The sequence below is a fragment of the Shinella oryzae genome, assembly GCF_023038235.1.
Taxonomy (GTDB): Bacteria; Pseudomonadota; Alphaproteobacteria; order Rhizobiales; family Rhizobiaceae; genus Shinella; species Shinella sumterensis.
Map to the genome: position 1 here is coordinate 1,225,403 of NZ_CP081988.1, position 24,740 is coordinate 1,250,142.

22 protein-coding genes are annotated in these 24,740 nt (G+C 63.9%); 9 read left to right on the forward strand and 13 right to left on the reverse strand.

Translation table 11 applies throughout. The annotated features are described in order from the left end of the window. Positions 1-15 precede the first annotated feature (15 nt). The 5 genes from K6301_RS21925 to K6301_RS21945 all read right to left on the reverse strand — a co-directional run bounded on the left by K6301_RS21925 (position 16) and on the right by K6301_RS21945 (position 6,233). Positions 16-1,653: a GMC family oxidoreductase gene (locus tag K6301_RS21925; RefSeq protein WP_247220969.1), complete on the reverse strand. Its 1,638-nt coding sequence runs from the start codon at positions 1,651-1,653 to the stop codon at positions 16-18. A gap of 42 nt (positions 1,654-1,695) precedes the next feature. Then, positions 1,696-2,592 (reverse strand): aldose 1-epimerase, encoded by an 897-nt coding sequence (locus tag K6301_RS21930; protein ID WP_247220970.1) that lies wholly within the window; start codon positions 2,590-2,592, stop codon positions 1,696-1,698. An 8-nt stretch (positions 2,593-2,600) separates the two neighbouring features. After that, entirely contained in the window at positions 2,601-3,602 is a 1,002-nt protein-coding gene (locus tag K6301_RS21935) for an ABC transporter permease (RefSeq protein WP_247220971.1), read from the reverse strand. An 11-nt stretch (positions 3,603-3,613) separates the two neighbouring features. Further along, entirely contained in the window at positions 3,614-5,146 is a 1,533-nt protein-coding gene (locus K6301_RS21940) for a sugar ABC transporter ATP-binding protein (RefSeq protein ID WP_247220972.1), read from the reverse strand. Between the two features lie 115 nt (positions 5,147-5,261). Beyond that, positions 5,262-6,233, reverse strand: coding sequence for a substrate-binding domain-containing protein (locus tag K6301_RS21945; protein WP_247220974.1), 972 nt, complete (start codon positions 6,231-6,233; stop codon positions 5,262-5,264). A gap of 269 nt (positions 6,234-6,502) precedes the next feature. On the opposite strand from K6301_RS21945, the gene K6301_RS21950 reads away from it, so the two are divergent. The 8 genes from K6301_RS21950 (at position 6,503) to K6301_RS21985 (ending at position 14,038) form a co-directional block, all read left to right on the forward strand. Continuing rightward, positions 6,503-7,294, forward strand: coding sequence for a FadR/GntR family transcriptional regulator (locus tag K6301_RS21950; protein ID WP_247220975.1), 792 nt, complete (start codon positions 6,503-6,505; stop codon positions 7,292-7,294). 161 nt (positions 7,295-7,455) lie between these two features. Next, positions 7,456-8,202, forward strand: a complete 747-nt coding sequence (locus tag K6301_RS21955) for a GntR family transcriptional regulator (protein WP_247220976.1) — start codon at positions 7,456-7,458, stop codon at positions 8,200-8,202. Between the two features lie 70 nt (positions 8,203-8,272). After that, a complete protein-coding gene (locus K6301_RS21960; RefSeq protein WP_247220977.1) occupies positions 8,273-8,959 on the forward strand; it encodes an N-acetylmannosamine-6-phosphate 2-epimerase in 687 nt (228 codons plus the stop codon). Between the two features lie 5 nt (positions 8,960-8,964). Continuing rightward, complete coding sequence (locus K6301_RS21965; protein WP_247220978.1) at positions 8,965-9,819, forward strand: ROK family protein; 855 nt, start codon at positions 8,965-8,967, stop codon at positions 9,817-9,819. A gap of 19 nt (positions 9,820-9,838) precedes the next feature. Next, complete coding sequence (locus tag K6301_RS21970) at positions 9,839-11,167, forward strand: extracellular solute-binding protein (protein WP_247220979.1); 1,329 nt, start codon at positions 9,839-9,841, stop codon at positions 11,165-11,167. Between the two features lie 77 nt (positions 11,168-11,244). After that, entirely contained in the window at positions 11,245-12,132 is an 888-nt protein-coding gene (locus K6301_RS21975) for a carbohydrate ABC transporter permease (RefSeq protein WP_247220980.1), read from the forward strand. Beyond that, entirely contained in the window at positions 12,129-12,950 is an 822-nt protein-coding gene (locus K6301_RS21980; RefSeq protein ID WP_247220981.1) for a carbohydrate ABC transporter permease, read from the forward strand. Before K6301_RS21975 ends, K6301_RS21980 begins: the two co-directional genes overlap by 4 nt. Positions 12,951-12,973: 23 nt before the next feature. Continuing rightward, entirely contained in the window at positions 12,974-14,038 is a 1,065-nt protein-coding gene (locus K6301_RS21985; protein WP_247220982.1) for an ABC transporter ATP-binding protein, read from the forward strand. A 9-nt stretch (positions 14,039-14,047) separates the two neighbouring features. Here K6301_RS21985 and K6301_RS21990 read toward each other — a convergent pair whose 3' ends face one another. The 8 genes from K6301_RS21990 to K6301_RS22025 form a co-directional block, all read right to left on the reverse strand. Beyond that, positions 14,048-14,986 (reverse strand): cyclase family protein, encoded by a 939-nt coding sequence (locus tag K6301_RS21990; RefSeq protein WP_160871044.1) that lies wholly within the window; start codon positions 14,984-14,986, stop codon positions 14,048-14,050. A gap of 10 nt (positions 14,987-14,996) precedes the next feature. Continuing rightward, a complete protein-coding gene (locus tag K6301_RS21995; RefSeq protein ID WP_247220983.1) occupies positions 14,997-15,962 on the reverse strand; it encodes an ABC transporter permease in 966 nt (321 codons plus the stop codon). A gap of 1 nt (position 15,963) precedes the next feature. Beyond that, positions 15,964-16,920 (reverse strand): ABC transporter permease, encoded by a 957-nt coding sequence (locus K6301_RS22000; RefSeq protein WP_167719200.1) that lies wholly within the window; start codon positions 16,918-16,920, stop codon positions 15,964-15,966. A gap of 23 nt (positions 16,921-16,943) precedes the next feature. Further along, on the reverse strand, positions 16,944-18,428 hold the full coding sequence (locus tag K6301_RS22005) for a sugar ABC transporter ATP-binding protein (protein WP_247220984.1): 1,485 nt from the start codon (positions 18,426-18,428) through the stop codon (positions 16,944-16,946). Between the two features lie 51 nt (positions 18,429-18,479). Further along, positions 18,480-19,532, reverse strand: a complete 1,053-nt coding sequence (locus tag K6301_RS22010) for a sugar ABC transporter substrate-binding protein (RefSeq protein WP_247220985.1) — start codon at positions 19,530-19,532, stop codon at positions 18,480-18,482. 112 nt (positions 19,533-19,644) lie between these two features. Next, positions 19,645-20,526, reverse strand: coding sequence for a shikimate dehydrogenase (locus tag K6301_RS22015; protein ID WP_247220986.1), 882 nt, complete (start codon positions 20,524-20,526; stop codon positions 19,645-19,647). Between the two features lie 195 nt (positions 20,527-20,721). Beyond that, positions 20,722-21,363 (reverse strand): TetR/AcrR family transcriptional regulator, encoded by a 642-nt coding sequence (locus K6301_RS22020; protein ID WP_425475413.1) that lies wholly within the window; start codon positions 21,361-21,363, stop codon positions 20,722-20,724. Between the two features lie 45 nt (positions 21,364-21,408). Then, positions 21,409-21,594 (reverse strand): hypothetical protein, encoded by a 186-nt coding sequence (locus K6301_RS22025; RefSeq protein ID WP_247220987.1) that lies wholly within the window; start codon positions 21,592-21,594, stop codon positions 21,409-21,411. Between K6301_RS22025 and K6301_RS22030 the strand changes: the two genes are divergently transcribed. Next, positions 21,593-24,733: a CHAT domain-containing tetratricopeptide repeat protein gene (locus K6301_RS22030; RefSeq protein ID WP_247220988.1), complete on the forward strand. Its 3,141-nt coding sequence runs from the start codon at positions 21,593-21,595 to the stop codon at positions 24,731-24,733. The genes K6301_RS22025 and K6301_RS22030 overlap by 2 nt on opposite strands. Positions 24,734-24,740: the final 7 nt, after the last annotated feature.

Below are 24,740 nucleotides of genomic sequence, written 5' to 3' on the forward strand. Positions count from 1 at the left end.
TCGCCCTCCGGTGCTCTAGGCTGCGCGTTCGAGGATGAGGGCCGCGGCCTTGGCGGCAGCGCCCAGCACCGCCGCATTGGTATTGCCGCTCACGATGGTGGGCATCATCGATGCGTCGATGACGCGAAGCCTCGCGGCGCCGCGCACGGTCAGCTGCGGCGTGAGAACCGCCATCTCGTCACCGTCATGACCCATGCGGCAGGTGCCGACGGGGTGGTAGCCGGTCTTGACCGTACGCCGGCAATGTTCGGCGATGGCTTCATCACTGGTCACGTCCGCACCGGGAAAAATCTCTCGCTCGATCAGCTCACGCATCGAGGACGCATCCAGAACCGTGCGGGCGAACCGGAAGCTCTTGACCGTCAGGCGCAGGTCATCGGGATGGTTGAAGATGCCGGTGCTGACCACGGGATTGCGCAGAGGATCAGCGGAAGCAAGCGTCACGCTGCCACGCGCCTTCGGCCGAAGCAGAAGCGAATTGATGGTGACGCCGTGGCCCGGATCGGTTCCCATCACGTCGCGGTCGAGATAGACCGTCGGCACGCAGAACATCTGGATGGTCGGCTCGGCATTGTTGCCGTCGGGATCGTAGAATGCGCAGGTCTCGACGCCCGTTGTGGTCACGGGCCCGGACTTGAACAGCAGATACTGCAGGCCGGCCTTGATCATCGGCCAACCGCGATCCTGACCGTAGTAACCGAAAGCACCCTTGGTCGTCGCCACGACCGGGCACTCGTAATGGTCCTGAAGGTTCTGGCCGACCCCCGGCAGGGCAATCTCGGTGCGAATGCTGTGGCGCGACAGCTCCGCTTCGGGGCCGATGCCCGACAGCATGAGGAGTTTCGGCGTCTGGTAGGCGCCGGCGGCCAGGATGACCTCGATGCCCGCCTCGGCGCGTCGCGATACACCGCGCTGGATATATTCGACGCCGGTCGCCGCGCCGTTCTGCAAAACAAGTTTCGTCACCGTCGCTTCGGTTTCGATGGTCAGCAGAGGGTCATCCATGACAGGTGCCAGAAAGGCGTCGACGGCACTGCACCGCCGGCGGGTCTGCCAGTCGATGGTATGCTGCATCATGCCGACGCCGAACTGCCCGGCCCCGTTGAAATCCGGGTTCCAGGGGATGCCCATGGTTTGCAGCGTCTTGATATAGGCGCGGGTCATTGGGCTGGTATGGCCGAGATCGGAAATCTTGAGCGGCCCGCCGACGCCGTGGAATTCGCCGGCCAGGTGGTCGTTATCCTCCTGAGCCTTGAAGTAGGGCAGCATGTCCCGGTAGGACCAGGCGCCGTCGTTTTCCGCGCCCGGCTTGGTGATGGCGGCATTCCACCGGTTATAGTCGGCCGCCTGCCCGCGCATGTAGACCATCGCATTGACCGTGCTGCCACCGCCGAGAACCTTGCCCTGCGGCACGATCGGACCGCGACCGCCCAGCTGCGGCTGCGGTTCGGTCTGGTGCATGGCGAGATAGGTGTCCTTGGCCAGGAACTTCATGTAGCCGGCCGGAAAGTGCATGATGGGATTGGCCTTGCGCGGACCGCGCTCGAGCATGAGCACGCGGGCGCGAGCCTCCTGCACAAGCCGTGCGGCGACGACACAGGCCGCGCTGCCGCCCCCGACGATGATGTAATCGTAGCTTGTCTCTTGCGGCATCGCGCCATCTCCTGCCGGTCTTCGGCAAATCATCGTTTCGTTTCAGGCCAGCCTGGCCGGCGTCAGGCGCACACTGCCGGACAATGTCTCTCCCGGGCGGAGCACTTTAAGGTCGCCGAGCCCCGGCATGTTCTGGCCGTCGGCAAGATGCGACATCGGCTCGAAGCAGAAATAGTCGCGCTGGAAGGCCGGATCGAAACCGGTATCGGACACGAAGACGAAAGCATGGCGAAACAGCGGATCAGCACTGAGCGACAGCCGCGTCGCGCGCTCCGGCCAGTCTATACGTGCCTCGCCCGACCAGTCTTCGAAACCGTTGTTTACCCAGCGATGCGGCAGGGAACGCGGCGAGCGGAAATCGACATCTTCCGGAATATCCACGGCCTCGCCGGGCAGCCAGCCTTCTACCTCCGTCCAGTACCGGGTAGCGGGCGCCAGCAATGTCGTTTCCGGCGTCATCGGGAAATACGGGTGCCAACCGAGCCCGAAGGGCAGCGCCGCATCGCCGCAGTTCGTCACCGACAAGCCGAGCACGAAGGCTCCATCGTTTACGGCGAAGCGCTGCTGCGCTTCATACCGATATGGCGTACCCTCGCCGCTCAGATGCGCGAAGGAGAGCGTAACCGCATCCGCGCCGTGCTGCAGAACCGACCAGTCGGCCTGCCAGCCTTCACCATGCAGATAATGCGGGTCCCAATCGGTGTTCGGCTGAAAGCGATAGTCCCGTCCTTCGAAGCGGAAGGCATTGCCGCGCACCCGGTTGCCGAAGGGAACCAGCGGGTAGCAGCCGGAAGCAAGCGCGTCGGCATCATCCCCGGGTGCTGGCCGCAACAGGGGAACCGATGCCCCATCCCTGTGCCACCACAGCCCGAGCACGAGGCCGCCGGCCGTGGAGATGCGTGCCGAGAGATCGCCCTTGCCGATATCGATTATCGCCATGGCGCGCCTCAGCCTTTGTTGCGCGCCGCGCCGCGCTTGATCGCCTGAATATTCGCGAGAACGGCAACGACGATGATGAGACCGCGTACGACCTGCTGGAAAAAGGGATTGATGCCGAGCAGGACGAGGCCGTTGCCGATGAGCGTGATCACCAGCACGCCGAGTAACGTACCAAGCATCGAGCCGCGGCCGCCCGACAAAGCCGTGCCACCGACCACAACCGCCGCGATCACGTCGAACTCGAGCCCGCTCGCCGCCGTCGCATTGCCCGAGCCGAGGCGGGACAGGAGGAGGATGCCGGACACGGCGGCCATGGCGCCGGCGATCGCAAAGAGCTGGACGCGGATGCGCGCGACATTGATGCCGGACAGGAACGCCGCCTGCGGATTGCCGCCAATGGCGTAGACCGAACGGCCGAATGCGGTCTTGCGGCTGACGAAGGCAAAGACGGCGAAAAGGATGAGCATGACGATCGCGGCCGGCGGTACGCCAAGCACGGGGCGATCGAGCATGTCGACGATATCGTTGCGACCGATCGATACCGGAAGTGCGTCGGTCATGAACAGCGCCGTGCCACGCAGTGCACTCCACAGCCCGAGCGTGCCGACGAAGGACGGAACGTCGAAATAGGCGCGCAAGATGCCGGCAATCGAGCCGAGGGCCGCGCCGATGATGATGGCGAGCACGAAGGCAAGCGGCGTCGGGACGCCCCATTGCAGAAGATAGGCGAGCGCGACCGAGATGAAGGCCACCATCGGGCCGACGCTGACATCGATCTCGCCGGAAATGATGATCAGCGTCGCCGCCCATGCCGCGATGCCGATCGTCGCGGCGTCACGCAGGATGTTGATCTGGTTGTTGAAGCTCATGAAGCCGTTGGCTGTCGTCGTGAACACCACGTAAAGCACAACGATAGCGACGAAGAGGCTGATTTCGTTCATGTGCCGTGAGAAGCCACGGCGACGCAGCGCTCCACTCGGCACGGTTCGAACGGCCTGGTCGTTGGACATTCTGGTCTCCATCAATGACCGGCGATGCAGGCCGCCATCACGGCATCCTGATCGATATTGGGGGATGTGAATTCTTCCATCAGCCTGCCTTCGCGCAGCACGAGCACGCGATCGCAGACCAGTGGCAGTTCCTCGATTTCGCTGGAGACGAAGATGACGCTGCGGCCCTCCGCGGCAAGCTGCCGGATTATGGCGTAGATCTGCGCCTTCGCCTCGACATCGACGCCGCGGGTCGGCTCGTCCAGCAGCAGCACGCGGCTGCCGGCATGAACCCAGCGGCCGATGACGACTTTTTGCTGGTTACCGCCTGACAGCGTGCCGATCGGCGTATCCGTCGCCGCCGTCTTCACGTGAAGCCGTGCGATGACATCCCGGGTCGCCCCGGCGATCCGCCGGGCCGAGAGGATGCCGCGCCGGCTGACCGCTGCAAAATCCGTCGCCACGGTGTTTTCGTCGACACCGAGGAGCGGCACGATGCCCTCTTCCTTGCGGCTTTCCGGCGTGTAGCCGAAGCCGCGGTCGAGCATGGCCCGATATCCAGGGCGCCGGATATCGGTACCGTCGACGCAGATTGTTCCGCTGTCATAGGCGCGGACGCCCATGATGGCCTGAAGCAGCTCCGTGCGTCCGGCGCCAAGCAGGCCTGCAAGGCCCAGAACCTCCCCCTGGCGCAGTTGGAACGAGACGGAAGCGAGCTTTGGCGCCAGCGCAAGACCGGAGATATCGAGGACCACCTTGTCGCGCGCTTTCGTCTCGACAGCCGCCGCCTGGGCCGCCTCGGAGCCGAGCATGAGGCGGACGATCTCACGCGTATCGGCACCGGCGACATCGACCGTGTCGATGATTCGGCCATCGCGCATGACGGTCGCGGAGCGGGCAATCTGGCGAATCTCGTTCATGCGGTGGCTGATATAGATGACTGCGATCCCGTCCGCGGCAATACGCTTGACGGCCGCCATCACCTTCTCGGCTTCAGCCGCAGCGAGCGAGCTCGTGGGCTCGTCCAGGATCACGAGTTTCGGCTTGCCGAGCAGCACGCGGGCGATCTCGACGAGCTGACGCTCCGCCGGACTTAGACCGGCGACGGGATCGGACGGCGGCATCTCGAGGCCGAGCCGTTGCATGGCATCGCGTGCCTCAGCCTCCATGCCGGTATAATCGAGAACGCCGGCACGCCGCGGCCAACGGCCGAGAAAGAGATTTTCGGCAATCGACATGCCGGGGACGAGGCTGAGTTCCTGATAGACGACGCGGACGCCGCGGACAAAAGCCTCCTGCGCGCGCGCAGAACCGCTCCCGCTCAGCGCGACGCCGTCGATGCTGACGGTGCCGCTGTCGGGTACCTCGGCGCCGGTCAGCATGCGGATCAGCGTGGATTTGCCGGCCCCATTCTTGCCAAGCAGCGCGCGCACCTCGCCGGGAGCGACCCGGAAGGAGGCATTGTCGAGCGCCAGAACGCCGGGATAGCGTTGCGTGCAACCCTCAAGCGCGGCTATGGCGCCGCCGACCGGGTCGCTTTGACGCGCATTTGCGGATTGGATCATGACGGGCCCGCCTGAAGTCCTTGGATTTAAAACGAATGCTCCAGCCCGGCCGGAACCGTGGAGGATACCCGCCGGGCTGGTCGCGACGGCCGCAAAGGGCCGTCGCCCTGGGAGATCACGGAATGCCGTCGGCGTGCGCCTCAAGCCAGCTCTTGCCGTCTTCCGCACTCTTATAGAGGTCGATTTCGTAGGCGACCTTGATATCGGCCGGCGGTTTGCCGTCAATGGAATTGATTGCCTGCGTCAGCGCGAGCTTACCGAGGCCCTGGCCCGAGATGTCGACCACCGCCTTGATGACGCTGAAGTCGGCGAGCTCCTGAGCAATTTCCGTCGTCATGTCGCCGCCGAAGACCACGGTCTTGCCGACGCGGCCCTGGCTTTTGACGGCGCGGGCCGCACCAAGGGTTGCGCCGCCCGCTTCACCGAAGAAAGCATCGAGATCCGGATGCGACGAGAGCATGGTGCTGGCCACCGATACCGCCTTGTCGAGGGTAGCACCCTCCTGGTTATCGACGATCTTGGCGTTCGGCACCTTGGCGAACAGCGCCTCCTCGAAACCCTTGCGACGGGTGACGCACACTTCGACGAACTCGCAGTTGAGCACCGCGATGGTCGGCGCGTCCTTCTTTTCCGCGAGGAAATAGTCGGCGGCCGCGTCGCCCAGCTTGTGGCCGAACTGATAAGGGTCACCCACCGCATAGGCGGAGACATAGTCCTTCATGTCGTTTTCGCTAAGGCAGGTATTGTAGCAGACGACCGGAATGCCGGCGTCATGGGCGCGGCGGATCGCGCGGAACGAACCGTCGGCGGAGACCGGCGAGACGATGATGGCCTGCACGCCTGCGGAAATCAGCGAGTCGATGAAGGACGATTCCTTGCTGACATCGCCTTGCGCATTGGTCTCGATGACCTCGAGCTTGCGGCCGGCATCCTTAGCGCCATCCTGGATGCCCTTTCTTACGCCGGCATAGAAGCCCTGCGCATCCATATAGATGGCGCCGACCTTGAGATCCTTGTCCTGCGCGAACGCGGTCGACGCAGCAAGAGCGGCAAGGGTCGCCAGCGCGGCTTTGGCGATGAATTTCATATGATCCTCCCACAAAACGATGGTGTGCGCCGATGGTCCGCGGTTGGCGAGCCGTCGCGATGCCAGCGCACCCTAAACTTCATCATATTAATGTCAATATAAATACGATTTATTTTTTTATAAGCGCCCTGTACACGCTTCTTCACTGGATACAGCGCGGAAAACACGTTAGAAGCGGCGGAATAAATAATACTTAGTGCAGCCGGATGTCCTGCGTGACCTTTCTCAAAAGGCGCCGAAGCTGCAGGCGGGGGCATAGGAGAAGCAGTGTGGCGGCAACACCCGTGGCACGGAACCTGACGCAGAACGGAGATCCGATTGCCGAGCGGGGCAAGCGCAGTGTCCGCGAAGCGCTTTTGCGGCAGATCGTCGAGAAGATCGTTTCTGGAGAGATGGCGGAAGGCTCGACCTTGCCGAATGAGGCCGAGCTCACGGAGCAGTTCGGCGTCAGCCGCACCAGCCTGCGCGAGGCCATGCAATATATGTCGGCCCTCGGCATGGTGCGGTCCCGCACCCGCGCTGGAACGACCGTGCTGCCGCGGGAGAACTGGAACTATCTTGATCCGCTCCTTCTCGACGCCATGTTGAGCATTGGTGCGGACGAAACGTTCTACACGTCCCTGATCGACGCGCGCCAGCTGCTCGAGCCCGCAGCAGCGGCACAGGCAGCGGCCAATGCGAGCGCCCGCGAACTGTCGCAGATAGCCAAGGCCTTCGAGGACATGGTGGAGGCCAATTCGCGCGACAACGAGGAATGGAGCCGCGCCGACCTCGATTTTCACACCGCCATCATCAATGCCAGCGGCAACTGGGTCTACCGCCAGTTCGCCACCGCCATCCGCGCCGCCCTGCTCGCGAGCTTTCGTCTCACCAACCGCGCGAGCCAATCGCACGAGCAGGCAATCCTCAAGCACCAGGACGTCCTGGAAGCCATCCGCATGCGTCGACCAGACGCGGCACGCCACGCCATGGAACAATTGATCGGCGTGGCAAGAAGCGAGATCACCGACGCGCTCAGAAAATCGCGCGGCCGTGAATGGCCGTCGAAGGATGAGACGTAGATCACGGCCATCAGACGCAAGTGATCCTCGTCGGGCGGGTCACTTTGCCAAATGCCGGCCCAGCTAGGCCCGCAACACGCGAAATCCGTTGCACAAAATCAATACCAGTTTAACATCAGAAAAATATTCTGGTAAGGAATCGCCTTGAAGGCGCGCTTTTCATGACCGACCGACCGATCCTGGACTTCCTCGCACACGAGCTTGCGGCTGCCAGCCGTGAACCGCTCTATCGACAGCTGGAAGCCGCCCTCAAGCAGGCGATTGCATCCGCACAGATCAAGCGCGGTGGCGTCATTCCGAGCGAGCGCGTGCTGAGCCAGGAACTGGGCCTGTCGCGCGTCACCGTTCGGAAGGCCATCGAAGGGCTCGTATCGGACGGCGTGCTCGACCGGCGCCATGGTGCGAAAACCGTCGTGTCCTCCCGGCTGGAAAAATCGCTCGCGACAATGACCAGTTTCTCCGAGGATATGCGCTCACGCGGTCTCGAACCGGGATGCACATGGATTTCACGCGAAATTTCAAGACCTTCTCCCGCTGAAATGATGGCGTTGGGCATTTCCGGAAGCGAGAAGGTGGTGCGGCTGCGCCGCCTGCGGACAGCCGACGGACAGCCGATCGCCATCGAGATGGCGACCCTGCCCGCGCGCTTCGTGCCCGAGCCGCAGGCCATCGGCGACTCACTCTACGAATATCTGGAGGCCGCCGGCGCCCTGCCCGTGCGCGCACTGCAACGCATGCAGGCAAAGCCCGGCAGCGACGAAGAGCGGCGACTGCTCGCCGCGCCTGACGACGCATCCCTCCTCATCATGGAGCGCCGCTGCTTCCTGGCGGACGGCCAGATCGTGGAATTCACGCAGACCAAGTATCGTGGCGACGTCTACGATTTCGTGATCGAATTGATGCGATAATACCAGTATAATTCCTGTTGCCATCTGGTCTTGCTTTGCTACCATTCCAGCGATGACAGGAGACAGTTTCGTGCCGATTGATTTCAAATCCCTCGACAAGGGTCTGATCGTATCCTGCCAGCCCGTGAAGGGTGGCGCCATGGACAGGGCCGAGATGGTCGTCGGCTTCGCACTGGCCGCTCTCGATGGGGGCGCTGCGGCCTTGCGCATCGAATCGGCAGCATATGTAGCCGCCGTACGCGCCGCCACGAACCGTCCGATCATCGGCCTTGTGAAGCGTGACCTCAGCGACAGCCCCGTCCGCATTACCCCATGGATCGAGGACGTCGACGCTTTGGCCAATGCCGGCGCCGACATCATCGCCTACGACGCGACACAGCGCCAGCGCCCGGTCCCGACCCGTACGCTCATTGAACGCATTCAGGCTCACGGCCGGGTCGCCATGGCGGACTGCTCGATCCTGGCGGATGCCGAGCAGGCGCTCTCGGAGGGCGCCGACATCGTTGGGTCCACGCTTGCCGGCTATACCGGCCCGGTCGAACCGACCGAACCCGATCTCGCCCTCGTTGCCGCCATGCGCCGCCTGACGCCGCATGTCGTTGCGGAAGGCAACATCCGCACGCCCGCGCAGGCCCAGCAGGCCTTGCTCGCCGGCGCCTCCATGGTCGTCGTCGGCTCGGCCATCACCCGGCCGGAATTTGTCACCGCCTGGTTCCGCTCGGCGCTCGATGACACGCTCGCCGGACAGGAGGTCTGACCCCGGTGGCCCGCTCCGACACGATCCTTTCGCTTGACATCGGCGGCACCAAGATGCTCGCGGCACTGGTGCGCGGAAATGTCGTGAGCGAAACCCACACCATGGCCACCCCGCGCAACGGCGACCCGGAGGCCTGGCTTTCGGCGCTCTTTGAAGCAATCGGCAGCTGGCAGGAGCATTACGATACCGTGGGCGTGGCCGTCACCGGCATCATCGACGAGGGGTGCTGGTCACCGCTCAACCGACGGACCCTCGACATTCCCGACCGCTTTCCGCTCATAGAGACCGTTGCACGGCTTTCCGGTGCCCGAAGCGTGCTGGCCGCCAATGATGCACAGGCCGCCGCCTGGGGTGAATATGCCTTCGGTGCGGGACAGGGTCACGACCTCGTCTTTCTCACCATCTCCACCGGGGTCGGCGGCGGCATCGTCGTCAACGGCCGCCTACTCGGCGGGCTTGCAGGTCATTTCGGCCAGTTCCGCAGCCTCGGCGAGGAAGGCCGCGCGCTGGAGGACAAGGTTTCCGGCCACTGGATCGCCGCCGAAGCCGTGCCGCACCAGCCGGGCGCGACGGCGCGCGATGTCTTCGAGGCTGCTGCAACCGGTCATGGCTGGGCGCAAGCCATCATCGAGACCTCCGCGCGCCAGACCGCGCTTCTATGCGGCAATATCCAGCTCGCGCTCGACCCCGCCCGCATCGTCATCGGCGGCGGCATCGGCCTTGCACCCGGCTATCTCGAATCCGTCCGTCGGGCCCTGGGAGGCCTGCCGCCACGGCTCACCCCGCAGCTTCACCCCGCCGCACTCGCCGAAAAGGCAGGCGTCGTGGGCATCGCGGATCTCGCAAGACGTCAGAATTAACCTGAGGGAGAACCAGAACATGACCTTTGCCAGACTGAAGAAGCGCGGCCTGATCGCCGCTGCGATCGCCACCCTGCTGGCCGGCCCCGCCTTTGCGAAAGTGACCGTGCTCGGCTGGCCGGGCGGCCCGGAAGAAGCCGCACTACGCGCGGCCGCCGATACCTACAATGCCAAGCCCGACGTGAGCGACGACAACAAGGTCGAGCTCTTGTTCTTCAACCGCGACGGCTTCTGGGACAAGCTGCAGGCCGACCTTGCCGCCGGCTCCACCGCTTTCGACGTGAACCTGCTCGCCACCTACTCCATCGGCCGCTACGCGCCGTTCATGGAACCGGTCGAATTGTCCGGTGAGGCCAAGGACGTCTACGGCGACCAGGTTCTCACCACTATGCAGTACGAGGGCAAGCAGTTCGGCGTGCCGACCGACCTTTCGCTGCATTTCATGTACTACCGCAAGGATCTGATCGACGCGCTGCTGAAGGACGACGCCGCCAAGGCGAAATACGCGGAGATCGCAGAAAAGCACCTCGGCAAGAAGCTTGAGCCCAAAAACCCCGACGAATGGACGTGGGATGATTATGCGGCGACCGCGCTCTATTTCACGCAGGCCGTGAACCCCGACAGCCCGACCCGCTACGGCACCGTGCTTCAGCTCAAGAACCTGCTCTTCAACATGATGGTGTTCCAGTCCTTGCCGCGCACCTATGGCGGCAACTGGATGGACGACGCGGGCAAGATCACGGTGGATTCGGAGGCCTACCGCAAGGGGCTCGAAACCTACAAGATGCTCTACGATGCCGGCGCGACGCCGCGTGACTCGCTTTCCTACGAATTCGCCGAAGCGAACGCGGCCTATGCCTCCGGCCAGGTTGCGGCCATGGTGCAGTGGAATGCGGCCGCCTCTGAGCTGATGTCGAAGGAGAAATCGCCTGTTGTCGGCGAGGTGACGGAGGCGATCGCTCCGCCAGCCGGCCCCGAAGGCCGCTTCACCCATATCCATGGCCTCGGTTTCGGCCTCAACAAGAACGCCGCCAACAAGGAAGGCGCGAAGGCCTTCATCACTTGGCTGTCCTCGAAGGAAGCAGCGCTCGTCTATGCCAGGAACAGCGGCGCACCAGCGCTGACGCCCGATGTCGTCAAGGATGTCGCTGCCGAACGGCCGGACCTCGTCAAGCTCGGCGAGTTCGCCGGCAAGTACGGCTATGTCATGAATGGCGGCACCTCGGCCAAGGCGCTCTCGGTCTATGAGCTTCAGGCCAAGGAGTTCACCGGCTACTGGTCGGGTCAGCAGTCGCTGGATGACGCCCTGAAGAACACCGAAAAAGGCATGGCCGAACTGCTCAAGTGAAGCCATTGCCGGCGACCGCCCCTGGTGGCCGCCGGCTCCCTCGCCGCGTTCCGGAAAGACCGAGCCAGGATCGATCGATGACAACGAAGACGCATCGCAGCCCCGTATCCGAATTCCGCCTGCTGACGATGCCGCTGGTCGTGTTCCTGCTCGTCTTCCTGGGGTTTCCGGCCATCGTCAACCTGGTCTATTCGGTTTCGTCCGTCAGCTTTGAGACGTTGCGCAGCCCTGAGATCACCGGCTTCGGCAACTTCGCCGACGTGTGGCGTGATGGCGCCTTCTGGCGGGCGAGCTGGTTTTCCTTCCGCTTCGGCCTGCTCACCGCGATACTGGAATGTGCACTCGGCCTGTTCCTTGCCATCTTCCTCGCGCCGCTCATCGAACGACGCAGCTGGCTGATGGCGATCCTCATGCTGCCGCTGATGGTGGCGCCCGCGCTTGTCGGCCTCATGTACCGGCTGGTGCTGCACGAATTCGCCGGACCGGTGCCCTATTACCTTTGGGCGTGGTTCGGGGCGAGCCTCTCCTTCCTGGGCCCCGGCTCGGCCTTCTGGACGCTGGTGACCGTCGAGACGCTGCAGTGGACACCCTTCGCATTCCTGCTGTTCTGCATGGCTTATCAGGCGATCCCCCGCGAGATCGTCGAAGCTTCCGCGATGGATGGTGCGCGCTACCGTCACCGTCTCTGGTACATCGAGCTGCCGCTGATGATGCCGACCATCGTGGTGGCCCTGCTCATCCGCTTCATCGACGGCTTCCGTGTCTTCGACAATGTCTATGTGCTGACCGGGAGCGGCCCCGGCGGGTCCACCGCCTCGCTGTCGATCTACATCTACGAGGCCTTCTTCAAGCAGGGCGCCATCGGCAAGGCGGTCGCCGCCTCCGTCGTCCTGTTCGTCGCCTCCTTTGTCGTGCTTTACGGCCTCAACGCCATCGCCGCCCGCCGCAAGGGAGCCGCCCGATGATCAATATCCTGCGCTGGATCGTCTTTGCCATCGCCGCCGTCGCGATGAACTTCCCGATCATCGTAACCCTCGTCACCTCCTTCAAGAGCCCACGCGAGCTCACCGCCAATCCGGGTCTCTGGGTCCAGGCGCCGACGCTCGAGAATTATGCAGCGGTCTTCACCGTCTCGGATCGGCTGAACATCTTCCTGTATCTCGTCAACAGCCTTGCCGTCGCCGCTCTCGGCACCCTGCTGGCCGTGGCGCTCGCACTTCCCGCAGCCTATGCCATCGCGCGTGGCAAGGTTGGTGAACGCACGTTGCTGCCGCTCATCGTCAACTTGCGCGCCGTGCCGCTCGTGATCTTCGCCATTCCGCTCTACATGATGTTCCAATGGCTCTCGCTGCTCGATACGCGGCTCGGCCTCGGCCTCATCCTCACCATCGTGAACCTGCCGCTCGCCCTCGTGATCCTCGTGAACGCGATCAGGGATCTGCCGGGCGAACTCGATGAGGCTGCCTTGATGGACGGGGCGACGCGCACGCAGATCCTCTTGCGGGTTATCGCCCCGCTCTGCCGTCCGGCCATCGTCACAGGCCTGATCTTCGGCTTCATCACCGCCTGGAACGAGTTTCTCTTTGGCCTGATGCTGACGACGTCCAAGGCCGTGCCCATCACCGTCGGCGCCTCGTTCTTCTTCGCCGCCAGCGGCGGCGGCGTGCAGTGGGGCGTCGCCTCGGCCGTGATGATCGTGGGCGCCCTGCCGCCCATGCTGCTCGGCCTTCTCATGTATCGCCAGATCAGCGGTTCGATGACGGCGGGCGCGGTCAAGGGCTGAAACAGGTTTCCCCGGAGGTTCAAATGGGTACGATTCTGCTGGAAAAGGCCGGAAAACGTTATAGCGGCGTGGAGATCATCCGTGATCTCGACCTTGCCATCGCCGACGGGGAATTCGTCGTCATCGTCGGCCCGTCGGGCTGCGGCAAGTCCACGCTGCTGCGCATGATCGCGGGGATCGAGGAAACGACCTCCGGCAGGATCGTGATCGACGGCCGCGACGTGACGAAGGCGCCACCGGTGGAGCGCGAACTGGCCATGGTGTTCCAGTCCTACGCGCTCTATCCGCACATGACGGTGCGCCAAAACATGGGCTTCGGCCTCAAGCTCGCCAAGCTGCCCTCCGCCGCCATCCGGGCCAAGGTGGACGAGGCGGCCGAAGCACTGAAGCTCACGCCCCTGCTCGACCGCTATCCCAGGCAGCTTTCCGGCGGCCAGCGCCAGCGCGTGGCGATCGGTCGTGCCATCGTGCGCCAGCCGACCGCCTTTCTCTTCGACGAACCGCTCTCCAACCTCGACGCCGCTCTGCGCGTCGATATGCGGCTGGAGATCGCAAGGCTACACCGGACGTTGGGCGCGACGATGATATATGTCACCCACGACCAGGTGGAAGCAATGACGCTCGCCGACCGCATTGTCGTGCTGAAGGACGGGCGCATCATGCAGCACGGCAGCCCGCACGAACTTTACGAGCGGCCGGCCAATCTGTTCGTCGCGCAGTTCATCGGCAGTCCCAAGATGAACGTGCTCGACTGCATGCCCGCTGGCGACGGCACGCTCGACCTTGCCGGCGAAGGCCGGATCGACCTTGCCTTTTCCGGCGCACCGACCCGCCTTGGCGCACGCCCGGAACATCTGCGGCTCGTTTCACCCGAAGCCGGTCATTGCCGCGGTACGATCGAGGTCGCCGAGTATCTCGGCGCAAGCACCAGCGTCTTCGTGCGCAACGACCGGCTCGGACTGGTCAATATCAACGCACCGGCGGACACGCCCGTGCGCATCGGCGAGACCGTCGGCATCGCCATCGACGCCGGCCGCGCTTCCCTTTTCGGGGCGGACGGCGTCAGCCTTGAAAGACGTGCGGGTTAGGCGGACGCGCTACAGGATCGCGAAGGGCGTTCCCGGAGAGCCGGTTGCGCCTTCGATGGCCAGCGGCGCGAACCCGTAGACGAACTCATAGCGCCCGGTCTCGGCGATCGGGTCGAGGTTCATGCCCTCGTGCAGGTAGATCCCGTGCCGCATGATGAGATGCTGGTGGCACGGCAGCACGATATCAGGGTCAACGGGCGGCACCACGTCGATTGCAAAATTGTCCGCGCCGACGATGACCGGCTGGAGCGCCGACAGGTATTCCGCGGCCTCGAGCCCGAGACCGGGTTCGCCATCGTACCATGTTTCGGCCTCGGAGAAGAAGCGCGAGCCATGGCCGGTGCGGATCAGGACCACATCGCCCGGCGACAGCCAGTCATCCGGATTCATATCCTGCCGGACGAGGCATTGGCGCAGATGGTCCGGCGTGATCACGAAGCCGTTTTCAAGCGGTCGTCCGAAAAGCCCCTGCACATCGAGGAGCACTGCGCGGGTGAAGAAAATCGGCGCCTTCTCGATGCCGAGCTTCTTCAGGCCGTAAGGCGACCAGATCTCCGAGAGCTTGTTGCCGTTATAGACCAGCGTATCGCAGTGGCCGCACGGATAGGTCACCTGATGGCCGAGATGGCCGAGGGCATCCATGTGGGTGCCGATCTGGCCGATTTCCGTGCAGATGAAATCATCGTTCCACACGGTGCGGCTGATCGCACCTTCCGGCCCCCCGGTCGGGCCGCCCGGCATTTTGAGCCCGAACGTGCGGCCGGGTGAAAGCGGCATGCCGACGCGGTAGGGAAAGCCGAGGGAGATGGTCTCGCCGGTGCGGATCAGGTCGCGCGCCTGCAGCACCTTGTGGGGTCCCAGCAGGTTGCCGGCACCGCGTTCGTCTTCGGGGCCCCAGCGCGAGGGAAACCATTCGGTTCCGAGGGCAGGATTGATCTTGTCCGTCATCGGCGCAGCCTCATGCCGTCGTCAAGGCGCGCGCCATGCGCCGGCGCCGCGTGATGTAACCGATAGCAGCTTCGGCGATGATGACGAAGATGAGCAACGCGCCCGTCGCGAGGCTCTGCATCCAGAAGGGTGCGCCGAGCGCGGCGATGCCGCTCACGAGAAAGCGGATCGTGAAAAGGCCGATCAGCACGCCCAGGATGCTGCCGCGCCCGCCCGCAAGCGCGATACCGCCGATAAGGCAGGCGGTGACCGCTTCAAGCAGGACAGCTTCGAAACCAAGCGGGCTGGCGCTGCCGGTGCGGAAGGAAAGCAGCGCGCCGGCGAGGCCCGCCAGCGCCGCGGAAATCGAAAAGGCCACGATAATGGGGCGACGGATCGAGACGCCGGCCGCGCGGGCCTCGCCCCTGCCGCCGCCGATTGCGAAAATCTCGCGCCCCCAGAGCGTGCGCCGGCTGAAAAAGTCGACCAGCAGCACCAGGACCAGAAGTGTCGCCGAGGAGATGGAAAAGACGAAGAACTTCGCCGACAGGAAATCCGTCTCGGCAATGTTTTCGAATGGGATGAGAACGGTCTTTTCGTTCGAGGCGACGAGGGTGAGGCCGCGCAAAGCGATCAGCGTGCCGATCGTGAAGACCATCGAGCTGATGTTGAGCTTGTAGATGCAATACCCCTGAAGCGCACCGAGCAGGCCGCAGAACAGGACCACGATCACAAGCGCCGGCACCATGCCGTAGGGAAAAAGCTGGATCGACAGGATGCCGGCAAAGGCCGCCATCGAACCGACGGAAAGATCCATCTCGCCTGCGATCATCGTCAATCCCACGCCGATGGCGATGATGCCGGCGAGGACTGCGCTGTCGAGAAGGGCGGCGATACCAGGTTGCGAGTAATAGCTCGGAATGCGCGCCGCGAGGATGAGATAGACCGCGATCATGAGCCCCAGGCGGGCGAAGTTGCTTTTCGTTTCCGACGTCATCTCAGCGTCCCCGTCCCTGAAGAATGTGGAAAAGGCTGATGGAGGCGATCACCAGCAGGCCGACGATCGTCATGCGAACGCCGGCACTCAAGCCATGCAGCAACATGAAGTTCTGCAGGAGCGCGATCAGCACGGCGCCGAGCGCGGCCTGGAGCGGCGTTCCCTTGCCGCCGCGAAGCGCGATGCCACCCACCAGCACGGCGGCGATATAGTCGAAGTCGTATCCCATGAAGAGATCCGCCTTGGCCTGCGAGAACTGGGATACCGTCATGATCGCCATGACCGCCACGCCGATCGACAGTGCGGCACAGGCGATGGCGGTGACGAGGCCGACGCGCAGACCGCTTGCCACGGCCGCCTTGGGGTTTGCCCCGCAGAGAACGATTTCACGACCGATCTTGAAGTGGCGGATGATGAACCAGCTCAAAATCGCGGCGATGATGAAGGCCCAGCTCTGCGTGGGGATGCCGAGCGGCCGGGCGGTGCCGAGCCAGAGCGCCGCTTCGCTTTCGATGCGCAGGATGGAGTTGCCGCTGAAAAGCGCCGCCAGTCCGCGAAAGACGGTTCCGAAGGCAAGCGTCGTGATGATCGGGTTGCCGATCAGCGAAATCGCCACGCTCTGCGCGAGCCCGCAAAGCACGGCAATGCCCAGTGTCAGGAAAAGGCCGGCCGCGAAGCCCAGGGCGGCCGTCAGAAGCGCGAAGAGCACCGCAAGCAGCGCACCGAGCGCACTCGCCGACAGGGCGAACAGATTGCCTGATATCGTGATGTAGCTCATTCCGATCGCGACGATGCCCGTAAGGGAGGCCGCGCGGATGACCACGAAAATATTGTCCACCCGCGCGAAACCCGGCGTCGTCACGCTGGCGACAACGAGCAGAACGAGGATGGCGATGAGCCCGTAGGCCGTCTTAGGAAGGGTGACTTTCGCGCGGTGCGACACGTCCTGGCTTGTCATGGCGGTTCTCATGCTTGTGCCCGTCAGGCAGCTTCGCTGGCGCGCGTCACGTCGCGCGTGAGGCTTTCGGCGGTGACGTCGTCCGCATCGCAGATGCGCACCAGTTCGCCGTGGAAGAACGAGGCGATCCGGTCGGCGAGACCAAGAACCTCCTGCGTGTCGGACGAGGCGAAGATGATCGACAGGCCCTCATCGGCGAGCTTGCGCAGATGGCTGTAGATCTCCGATCGCGCGCCCACATCCACGCCGCGCGTCGGCTCCTCGACGAGCAGGATCTTCGGGTCGAGCCCGATCCATTTGCCGAGCGCGACCTTCTGCTGGTTGCCGCCACTGAGATTGCCCGCGAGACGGCCAAGAAAGCGCTCGCCAAGGCCGAACTGGCGCGCGATCCGCGTCACGTGCTCGCCTTCCAGCGCCGGCGACAGGAGGCCGAAGCGGCTGACGGCCGAAAGCGCGGGTGCGGAGAGGTTTTCCGGAACGGAGCGGACGGCGAAAATGCCATCACGCTTTCGGTCGTCGGAGCAATAAAGCACCTTGCGCGCAATACTGCCCGCAATGCCGGAGGGCGCATAGGCGCCGCCCTCAAGCGTCACCGAACCGGACTGAATGGGCGTAACACCGGCCAACATTCTGAGAACGGCACCGGCACCGCTCCCGACCTGTCCTGCAAGCGCGAGGATTTCACCCTTGCGCAGCGACAGCGAAACGGGCGCCTTGAGGCCGCTTGCCCGGCATGCATCGAGGCGGAGGATTTCCTCTCCGGCATGAGCGGCGCGTGGTGGAAACATCTGGCCGAGCTGGCGGCCGAGCATGGCTTCGATGAGGTCGCCGATGGACAGCCCGGCGGTTTCGACGGCGGGAAAGCTCTTTCCGTTGCGCAGCACCGTGACCTTCTGGGTGAGGTCGAAGACCTCAGGCATGCGGTGAGTGACATAGATGATGGCACAACCCTCGGCGGCCAGGGTGCGGACGGCCGCCTTGACGCGCACGATTTCCGTCTCAGAGAGGGCTGCCGTCGGCTCGTCCAGAATGGCGATGCGCGCCTTGCGCGACAGGAGGCGCGCGATTTCGACGAGCTGGCGCTCGGCCACCGAATGCTCCTCAGCCAGCGACAGCGGATCGATATGGTCGAGGCCGACCCGTTCCAGATAGGGCCTTGCGCGGCGCGCCAGCGAGGCGGCGGAGCGAAAGAAGCCGAGCGTCTCGTCACCCAGGAACACGTTCTCGGCAACGCTAAGGCTCTCGACGATGGAAAGCTCCTGCGCCACATAGCCGATGCCGGCCGCCTGGGCATGGCCCGGCGAGCGGATCGAGACCGTCGCGCCATCGATGGAAATCGTGCCGCCGTCGGCAGGCTCGATGCCGGCGAGTATCTTCACGAGCGTGCTCTTGCCCGCGCCGTTCTCGCCCATCAGCGCCATGACCTCGCCCGCCTCGACGGCAAGGTCCACGTCCTCGAGCACACGCGTCGGGCCGTAGCTCTTCACAATCCCGCTCATCCTGAGCATTGCGTTCTCCTCCCGGAAAGCGCCGCGTCACGAGACGCGGCGCTGTCTGCATCAGAAATTGCAGAGCTGGTCTGCCGTCTTGCCCCAGAGCTTTGCCGCATCATAGGCAGCCTGGCTGTTGGCGACGGCAGGGTTGGGCAGGAAGTTGTACTTGTAAAGCGGATCGGCGTCGGAGGGCGGCGCATCCGGCGTGCCTTCCAGGTAGCTTTCGCCATCCACGACCTTGCCCTGCACGACGAACTTGCCGAGCGCCTGCATGGCCATCCAGCCTTCCCAGTAACCGGACTGGATTGCCGTGCCGGCGATCTCGCCGCTCTTCACATGTTTGGAATCGCCATGGCAGGTGCCGCCGACGATGAAAATGTCCTTGCCCGGTGTCAGGCCGTTCTCGCGTGCGGCCTGCGCGGCGGCTCCGGCAAGCGAGTCGTTCTGGGTGTAGAGCCAGGTCAGTTCGCCCTTGTGGGCCGGGATGATCTGCGCGGCAACCTTGTAGCCCTCATCCTCCAGGAAGCCGGCCGTCGGCACGACGTCGATCACGTCGAGCTTGCCTTTCACAGCGTCCTCGAAACCGGTCGCGCGGTCATCGCCAGCCGAGACGCCGGCCGGGAAGCGGATGATGGCACCCTTGTCGCATTTCGCGCCGGCCTTCGCACAGGCGTCCAGCAGGATCTCGGCCGCGGTCTTGCCGCTCAGGAAGTCGTTGGCGCCGGCATAGGCCGTCCAGTACGCTTCCGTACCCTTGATGGGGTATTGGTTGGAGACGATGACCGGCGCGCCGGACTGGGAGAGCGCGCGCAGCGAACCGACGCCGGCGGCATTTTCGAAGGGCCACCAGATATAGCCTGCGACCGTCTCGCCAGAGGCGAGCTGCTGCTGCACCTGGCTGTCCTGTTCGGACTGGTTGAAGTTGTTCTCGATCACCTTGATGTCGTAGCCGAGTTCCGCAGCCTTTTCCTTAGCGCCGAGCTGGAACTGGCCGATATAGGGATTCGTGCTGGACGGCACGAACACCACGACGGTGCCCTTGCTTTCGGCATAGGCGGCCGTCGCCATCAGGCCGGCGAGCATGGAAGCCGCCAGCGTCATCGATACACGCAATTTCATAGTACCCTCCCTCGGCATAAGCCGTAGCGACCGCCTCGCGGCCTTTCCTCATCCACCTTCCCGTCGCGACGGACGGAAAGTCATGTCTCCACGGGTTTCCCAACCCGTGAATTCAGATTCCCCCGCCCTCGCCAAGCGACCCGAAATGCCGGATCATCCGCTCGACGTCGGGGGCAATGCCCGTAAACAGCTCGAAAGCGCCAACGGCCTGGTAGACCGCCATGCCGCCACCGTTGGCGACGCGGCATCCACGCTGCCCGGCGGCCTGAAGCAGCGCGGTCTCAAGCGGGAAATACACCACCTCGGCGACCCAGTGCCGTTGCTCGAGAAGATCGGGGTCGATCGGCAGGCCGGGATGGCCCACCATGCCGGTCGGTGTCGCATGGGCAAGGCCATCGGCCTGCCGCAAGGCCTGCGCCATGTCTTCGCCCGCTTCGAACCGGCAGGCGGCGTGATGCGGCGCAAGCTGCGCGACCAGCCGTGCGGTGCGCTGCGGATCGATATCGAAAACCCGGATCGTCTGCGCGCCAAGTGTGGCGAGCGCATGGGCCACGGCGACACCGGCGCCGCCCGCACCGATCAGCATGACGTTTCCGACGTGAGCCCCGGGCAACCCCCGTCGAAATCCGGACGCAAAGCCCCACCAGTCGGTATTGTGACCGATGCGGCGACCGTCGCGAAAAACGATCGTGTTGATCGCGCCGAGCGCCTCGGCATGCTCCGAGAGTTCATCGACCTCGTGCGTTGCGGCCTGCTTGCAGGGATGGGTGATGTTCAGCCCGGCGAAACCATCGTCCTGCGCCCGGCGAATGAGCCCGGGCAGCGCATCCGCGCCCACGCCCAGCACATCGAGATCAATGAGATCGTATCGGCATTCGATGCCGTTGCAGCGCCCTTCCTCGACATGCATGGCAGGAGTACGCGACCGCTGGATGCCGCTTCCGATCAGGCCGGCATGAACCGTCCGGACCACCGTTTGCGTTTGTGAAACCACGCTCCACCCCTATGCCATTTCCCGGGCATGCCACCATGCCCCAACCTCACGGCTCCATGAAATGTACGAACTGGTTAGTGAAGTCAATCGGCAGATCGGGCTTTCCCGATGCCGAGACAGAGAAAAATCGACATGGAGGAATGGCGCGCTTCCCGGCCTGCACGCCTGCGTCGACTTGCGGAAAATTGCGCTTCGTCAGGATTGCAGATAAGCGAGGATCATGTCCGCGACCATCTCCCGATGACGCGCCTTGATCTTGTCATCCATAAGGTCGCGGCCGAAGATGGCGCCGAAGGTATGGCGGTTCGAAACGCGGAAGAAACACTGGGCGCTGATCATCTGGTGCAGGTCGACCGGGTCGATTTTGCGGGTGAAGGTACCCGCCTCCTCGCCGCGCTTCAGGATATCCGCAATCAGGCCGATAACCCCCGAATTGGCCACGCGCAGCACATCGGAACGCTTGAGATGTTCGGCGCGATGGATGTTCTCGATGCTGACGAGCTGAACGAAATCCGGATTGGCATCGTCATGGTCGAAGGTATTGGTAATGAGGCTGCGCATGGCCAGATCGGGCGCGAGATGGTTCAGGTTCAGCCCATTCTCGCGCGAGCGGATCTTGATATAGGCCCGTTCGAGCACAGCGAGATAGAGCCCTTCCTTGCTGCCGAAATAGTAATAGAGCATGCGCTTGGAGGTGCGCGTCTTCTCCGCGATGGCATCCACCCGCGCGCCGGAGAATCCGGCATCGACGAATTCCCGCGTTGCAACCTCCAGGATGTTCTCGCGGGTTGCGTCGGGATCGTTTTTTCGCGAAGGGCGGAGCTGGGCCAAAGCCAATACCTATATCCTCGTTTGCTGGTGAAGGCGAACGGATGGATATCGTCACATCCGTCGGCGGGTCAACCGCAGGGCAGAAAAGATCATGCGCGCGGGCTGACGATAGCGAAAGGCAAGCATGTTCGGGCTTGAATTTGAAATAAAGCCTGTATGTTGACCGTCTTGGATATGGCAGGCGCCCGCAAGCCATGCCGCAAGCCGTTCGATATCAATGCCAGATCGTGGGTTCATGCTGCTCTTTTCCAAATCCCTCCGCATCGCCGCCACCGCCCTGATCATCATGCTTTCGTGCGCGCAGGGCTTCGCACAGGCGCCCACGCAGGAAGCGATCAAGCGGTCCGACCAGATTGCCCCGGAGATGAAGGCGCTTTCCGCCCAAGGCGATCATGAAGGCGCACGCCGCATTGCCGAAGAGGCGAGCGCGCGCTTCAAGGCCGAAGGCGAAGCATGGCTTTCGGCAAGCTACATGGTATCGGCGGCGGACTACGCCATGCGCATGGGGGACGCCGCCCGGGTGGATGGCGAGTACTATCCGCGCATGCGCGAACTGCTTGCGACGCTCGATCCCGTCGAGGAGACGCGCGCCAACCTCCTGATCGAGCTGCTGATGGACGCCAAGGGCCGCCTTTCGGACCGTGCCGGGCAGGACGAGTTGGTCGCGTTCTACGAAAAGCGCATCCGCAAGGCGCATGGCGAAAACAGCGAGCAGGATATAGACGCGCGGGTGCGCGCGGCCTACAGCCTGCTCGAAAGTGGTCGCCTCGATGATGGCCGCAAGCATCTTCGCGCGGCCCTTGCGGCCTCGGCGAAAACCAAACTCCACGCCGTAACGCTTAAGCATTATGCGCAGGCCGCGCGCAGCTTCCATGCGAGCGGCCTCAATGAGGATGCCGCCGCGCTCTTCCGCGAGGCAGAAGGCACCGCCGCCATCCAGGCCGAGGTGAAGGAGCTGGCGGATTTCTATCTCGCCTATGCGGAATTCCGCACCGCCGTGCCGGACAGCCAGCAGCATTTCGTGCCGCTCTATTCGATGGCGACCAATCTCTATGCCCGCTTCTACGGCACCGAATCCGAAGAGCTGATCCACGCGAACGACAAGCTCGCAAGCGCATTGTCCGGCGTCGGCCAGTACGGTACCGCGATCGACCTCGAAAAGCGCAATTATGAGATCGCCGAAAAATCGCTCGGCAGCGACAACACCATCACATGGCGTATTGCCAACAATCTCGCGGATATGTTGCGCGGGCTGGGCTCACCCTCCCGCGCACTCGAATACGATCTAAAGGTTCTGGAGAACCGCACCCGCCATTACGGCCAGAACCATTTCAACACCCTGGTGAGCGCAAACAACACCGCGCAGAACTATCTCGATCTCGGTGATTATGCCACGGCACGCCACTATTTTTCGCTGTGCCTGGATATTTCCAACGCGCTCGGCGATGCCGGCAATATCGCCGGCATGGAGGCCTGGATCGCCTATACGGACCTCCTGTCCGGCGCGGCGCCGATGGATGACGCGGCTGTCAGCCGCATGGAGGCACTCGTCACCGATTCCAACTATCCCGGCATCCTGAGCATCAAGGCCGCCTATCTGCTGGCGGATCATTTTGCCAGGAAGGGCGACCACGCGCGCCAGATCAAGCATCTGCAGCAGGCCTACAGCATTGCCGCCGGCGAAATGAGCACAGGCCATCCGCTGGCCTTTGCGGGACGCATCGCCATCGCTAACGCCAAGGCCGAGACGGACCCTGAAACGGCGGCACAGGAATTCGCGGGCATCGACCAGGACATGCTGCGGTGGGTGCATCTGCAGGTCTCGGTTGCCGGCGGACGCGACGTCGGCGAGACGGTGCGCGCCATGGCGGACGATATGCTCTACCACTATGCCCGTTTTGCCGAACGCAACCCGTCTGCCGTACCGGCCTTTGCGGATGCCGCCCGGCGCTGGCCGTCGCTGGCGACGCCCGATGCCGACAATGTGCTGAAGCTCACGCGCATGATCGACACCTGGGATACCGAAACCGCCCGCCTGCTCGACCGCATCTCGCGCCTTTCGCGCATTGCCCGCGAAATCTTCGCCGCCGATGTCGAGCAGGACCTCGCCTATGCCTATTTGACGGACACCAAGGCGATGGAGCGCGAACTCCACCAGCGCCTCGTCAAACGCTACCACGTCGACCGCCAGGCGATCCTGAACCAGTCGCTGCCGACGCCGGCAGAGCTGGTCGGCAAGGATCAGGCTTTCGTCCAGTATTTCACAACGCGCAAGTGGCGCGCCGATCACGACGCCGCCGACCCGATCGAGGACACGCAACTCTATGCCATCGTCTGGCGCAGCGGCAAAGCGCCCGTCATGCGCGCGCTCGGGGATCCCCGCGCGGTGCTGGGGAACGACAGCGACGCCGTCGCCGCACTTGAAAGCCGCAGTGGCGGCGACGAAAACAGGGGCTTGCTCGTCGAAGCGCACCAGCGCGCCTTCGCGCGGCTGCACGAGCGGCTGATCGGGCCGGTCGAGAAGGAACTGGCAGGTGCGAAGACGCTCTTCATCGTGCCGGACGGGCGCCTGTTCGCCCTGCCGTTCTCCCTGCTGGAAGCGGCCGACGGCACGTTGCTGGAGGAGCGCTTCACCCTGCGGCTGCTTACGGAACCGGAGGCGCTTTACCGAGCCGTCGCGGACGCCCGCATGCCGAAGGACGGACGCGCCGTCCTGGCTGGCGGCATCGACTATGAAAAGGGCGACGAGGCGGGCGCGACACCTCTGCCCGGCACGCTGCGCGAAGTGGAGGCCATCCGCGGCATCCTCGACGGCCCGGGCATGAAGGTCGAAACGCTCACAGGGGCTGCGGCAAGCGAAACGGCGTTGCGCGAGCGGATGACCGGGGCAAAGATCGCGCACCTGGCGACGCATGGTGCTTATGGCAGCCCGAAGAACGGGGGCACCAGCAACGTCGACACGCTCTGGCAGAGCGAAGTCATCCTTGCGCATTCGGGCGACACCCGCACCATGCGCCGTGATGAGAAGGACGGGCGGCTCTATGCATTCGAGCTAATGGCATGGGACCTGTCCGGTCTCGATCTGCTCGTGCTGTCGGCCTGCGAGACGGCGCTCGGTGACGAGGCCTTCGTGGGCGGTGTGCGCGGACTGCCCACCGCGGCAAGCCTTGCCGGCGCCAAGCGCGCCCTCCTGACGCTGTGGCCCGTTGCCGACGATGGAACCGCCGATTTCATGGTTCGCTACTATGGATACCTGAAAGATGGGCAGACCTATGCGGAGGCGCTGCGCAACACCCGCCACGATGCCATCGCGGGAAAGATCCCGACGGCGAAGGACCCGCTCGTGTGGGCAGCGTTCGTGCTTTTCGAGAACTGACGGCGCG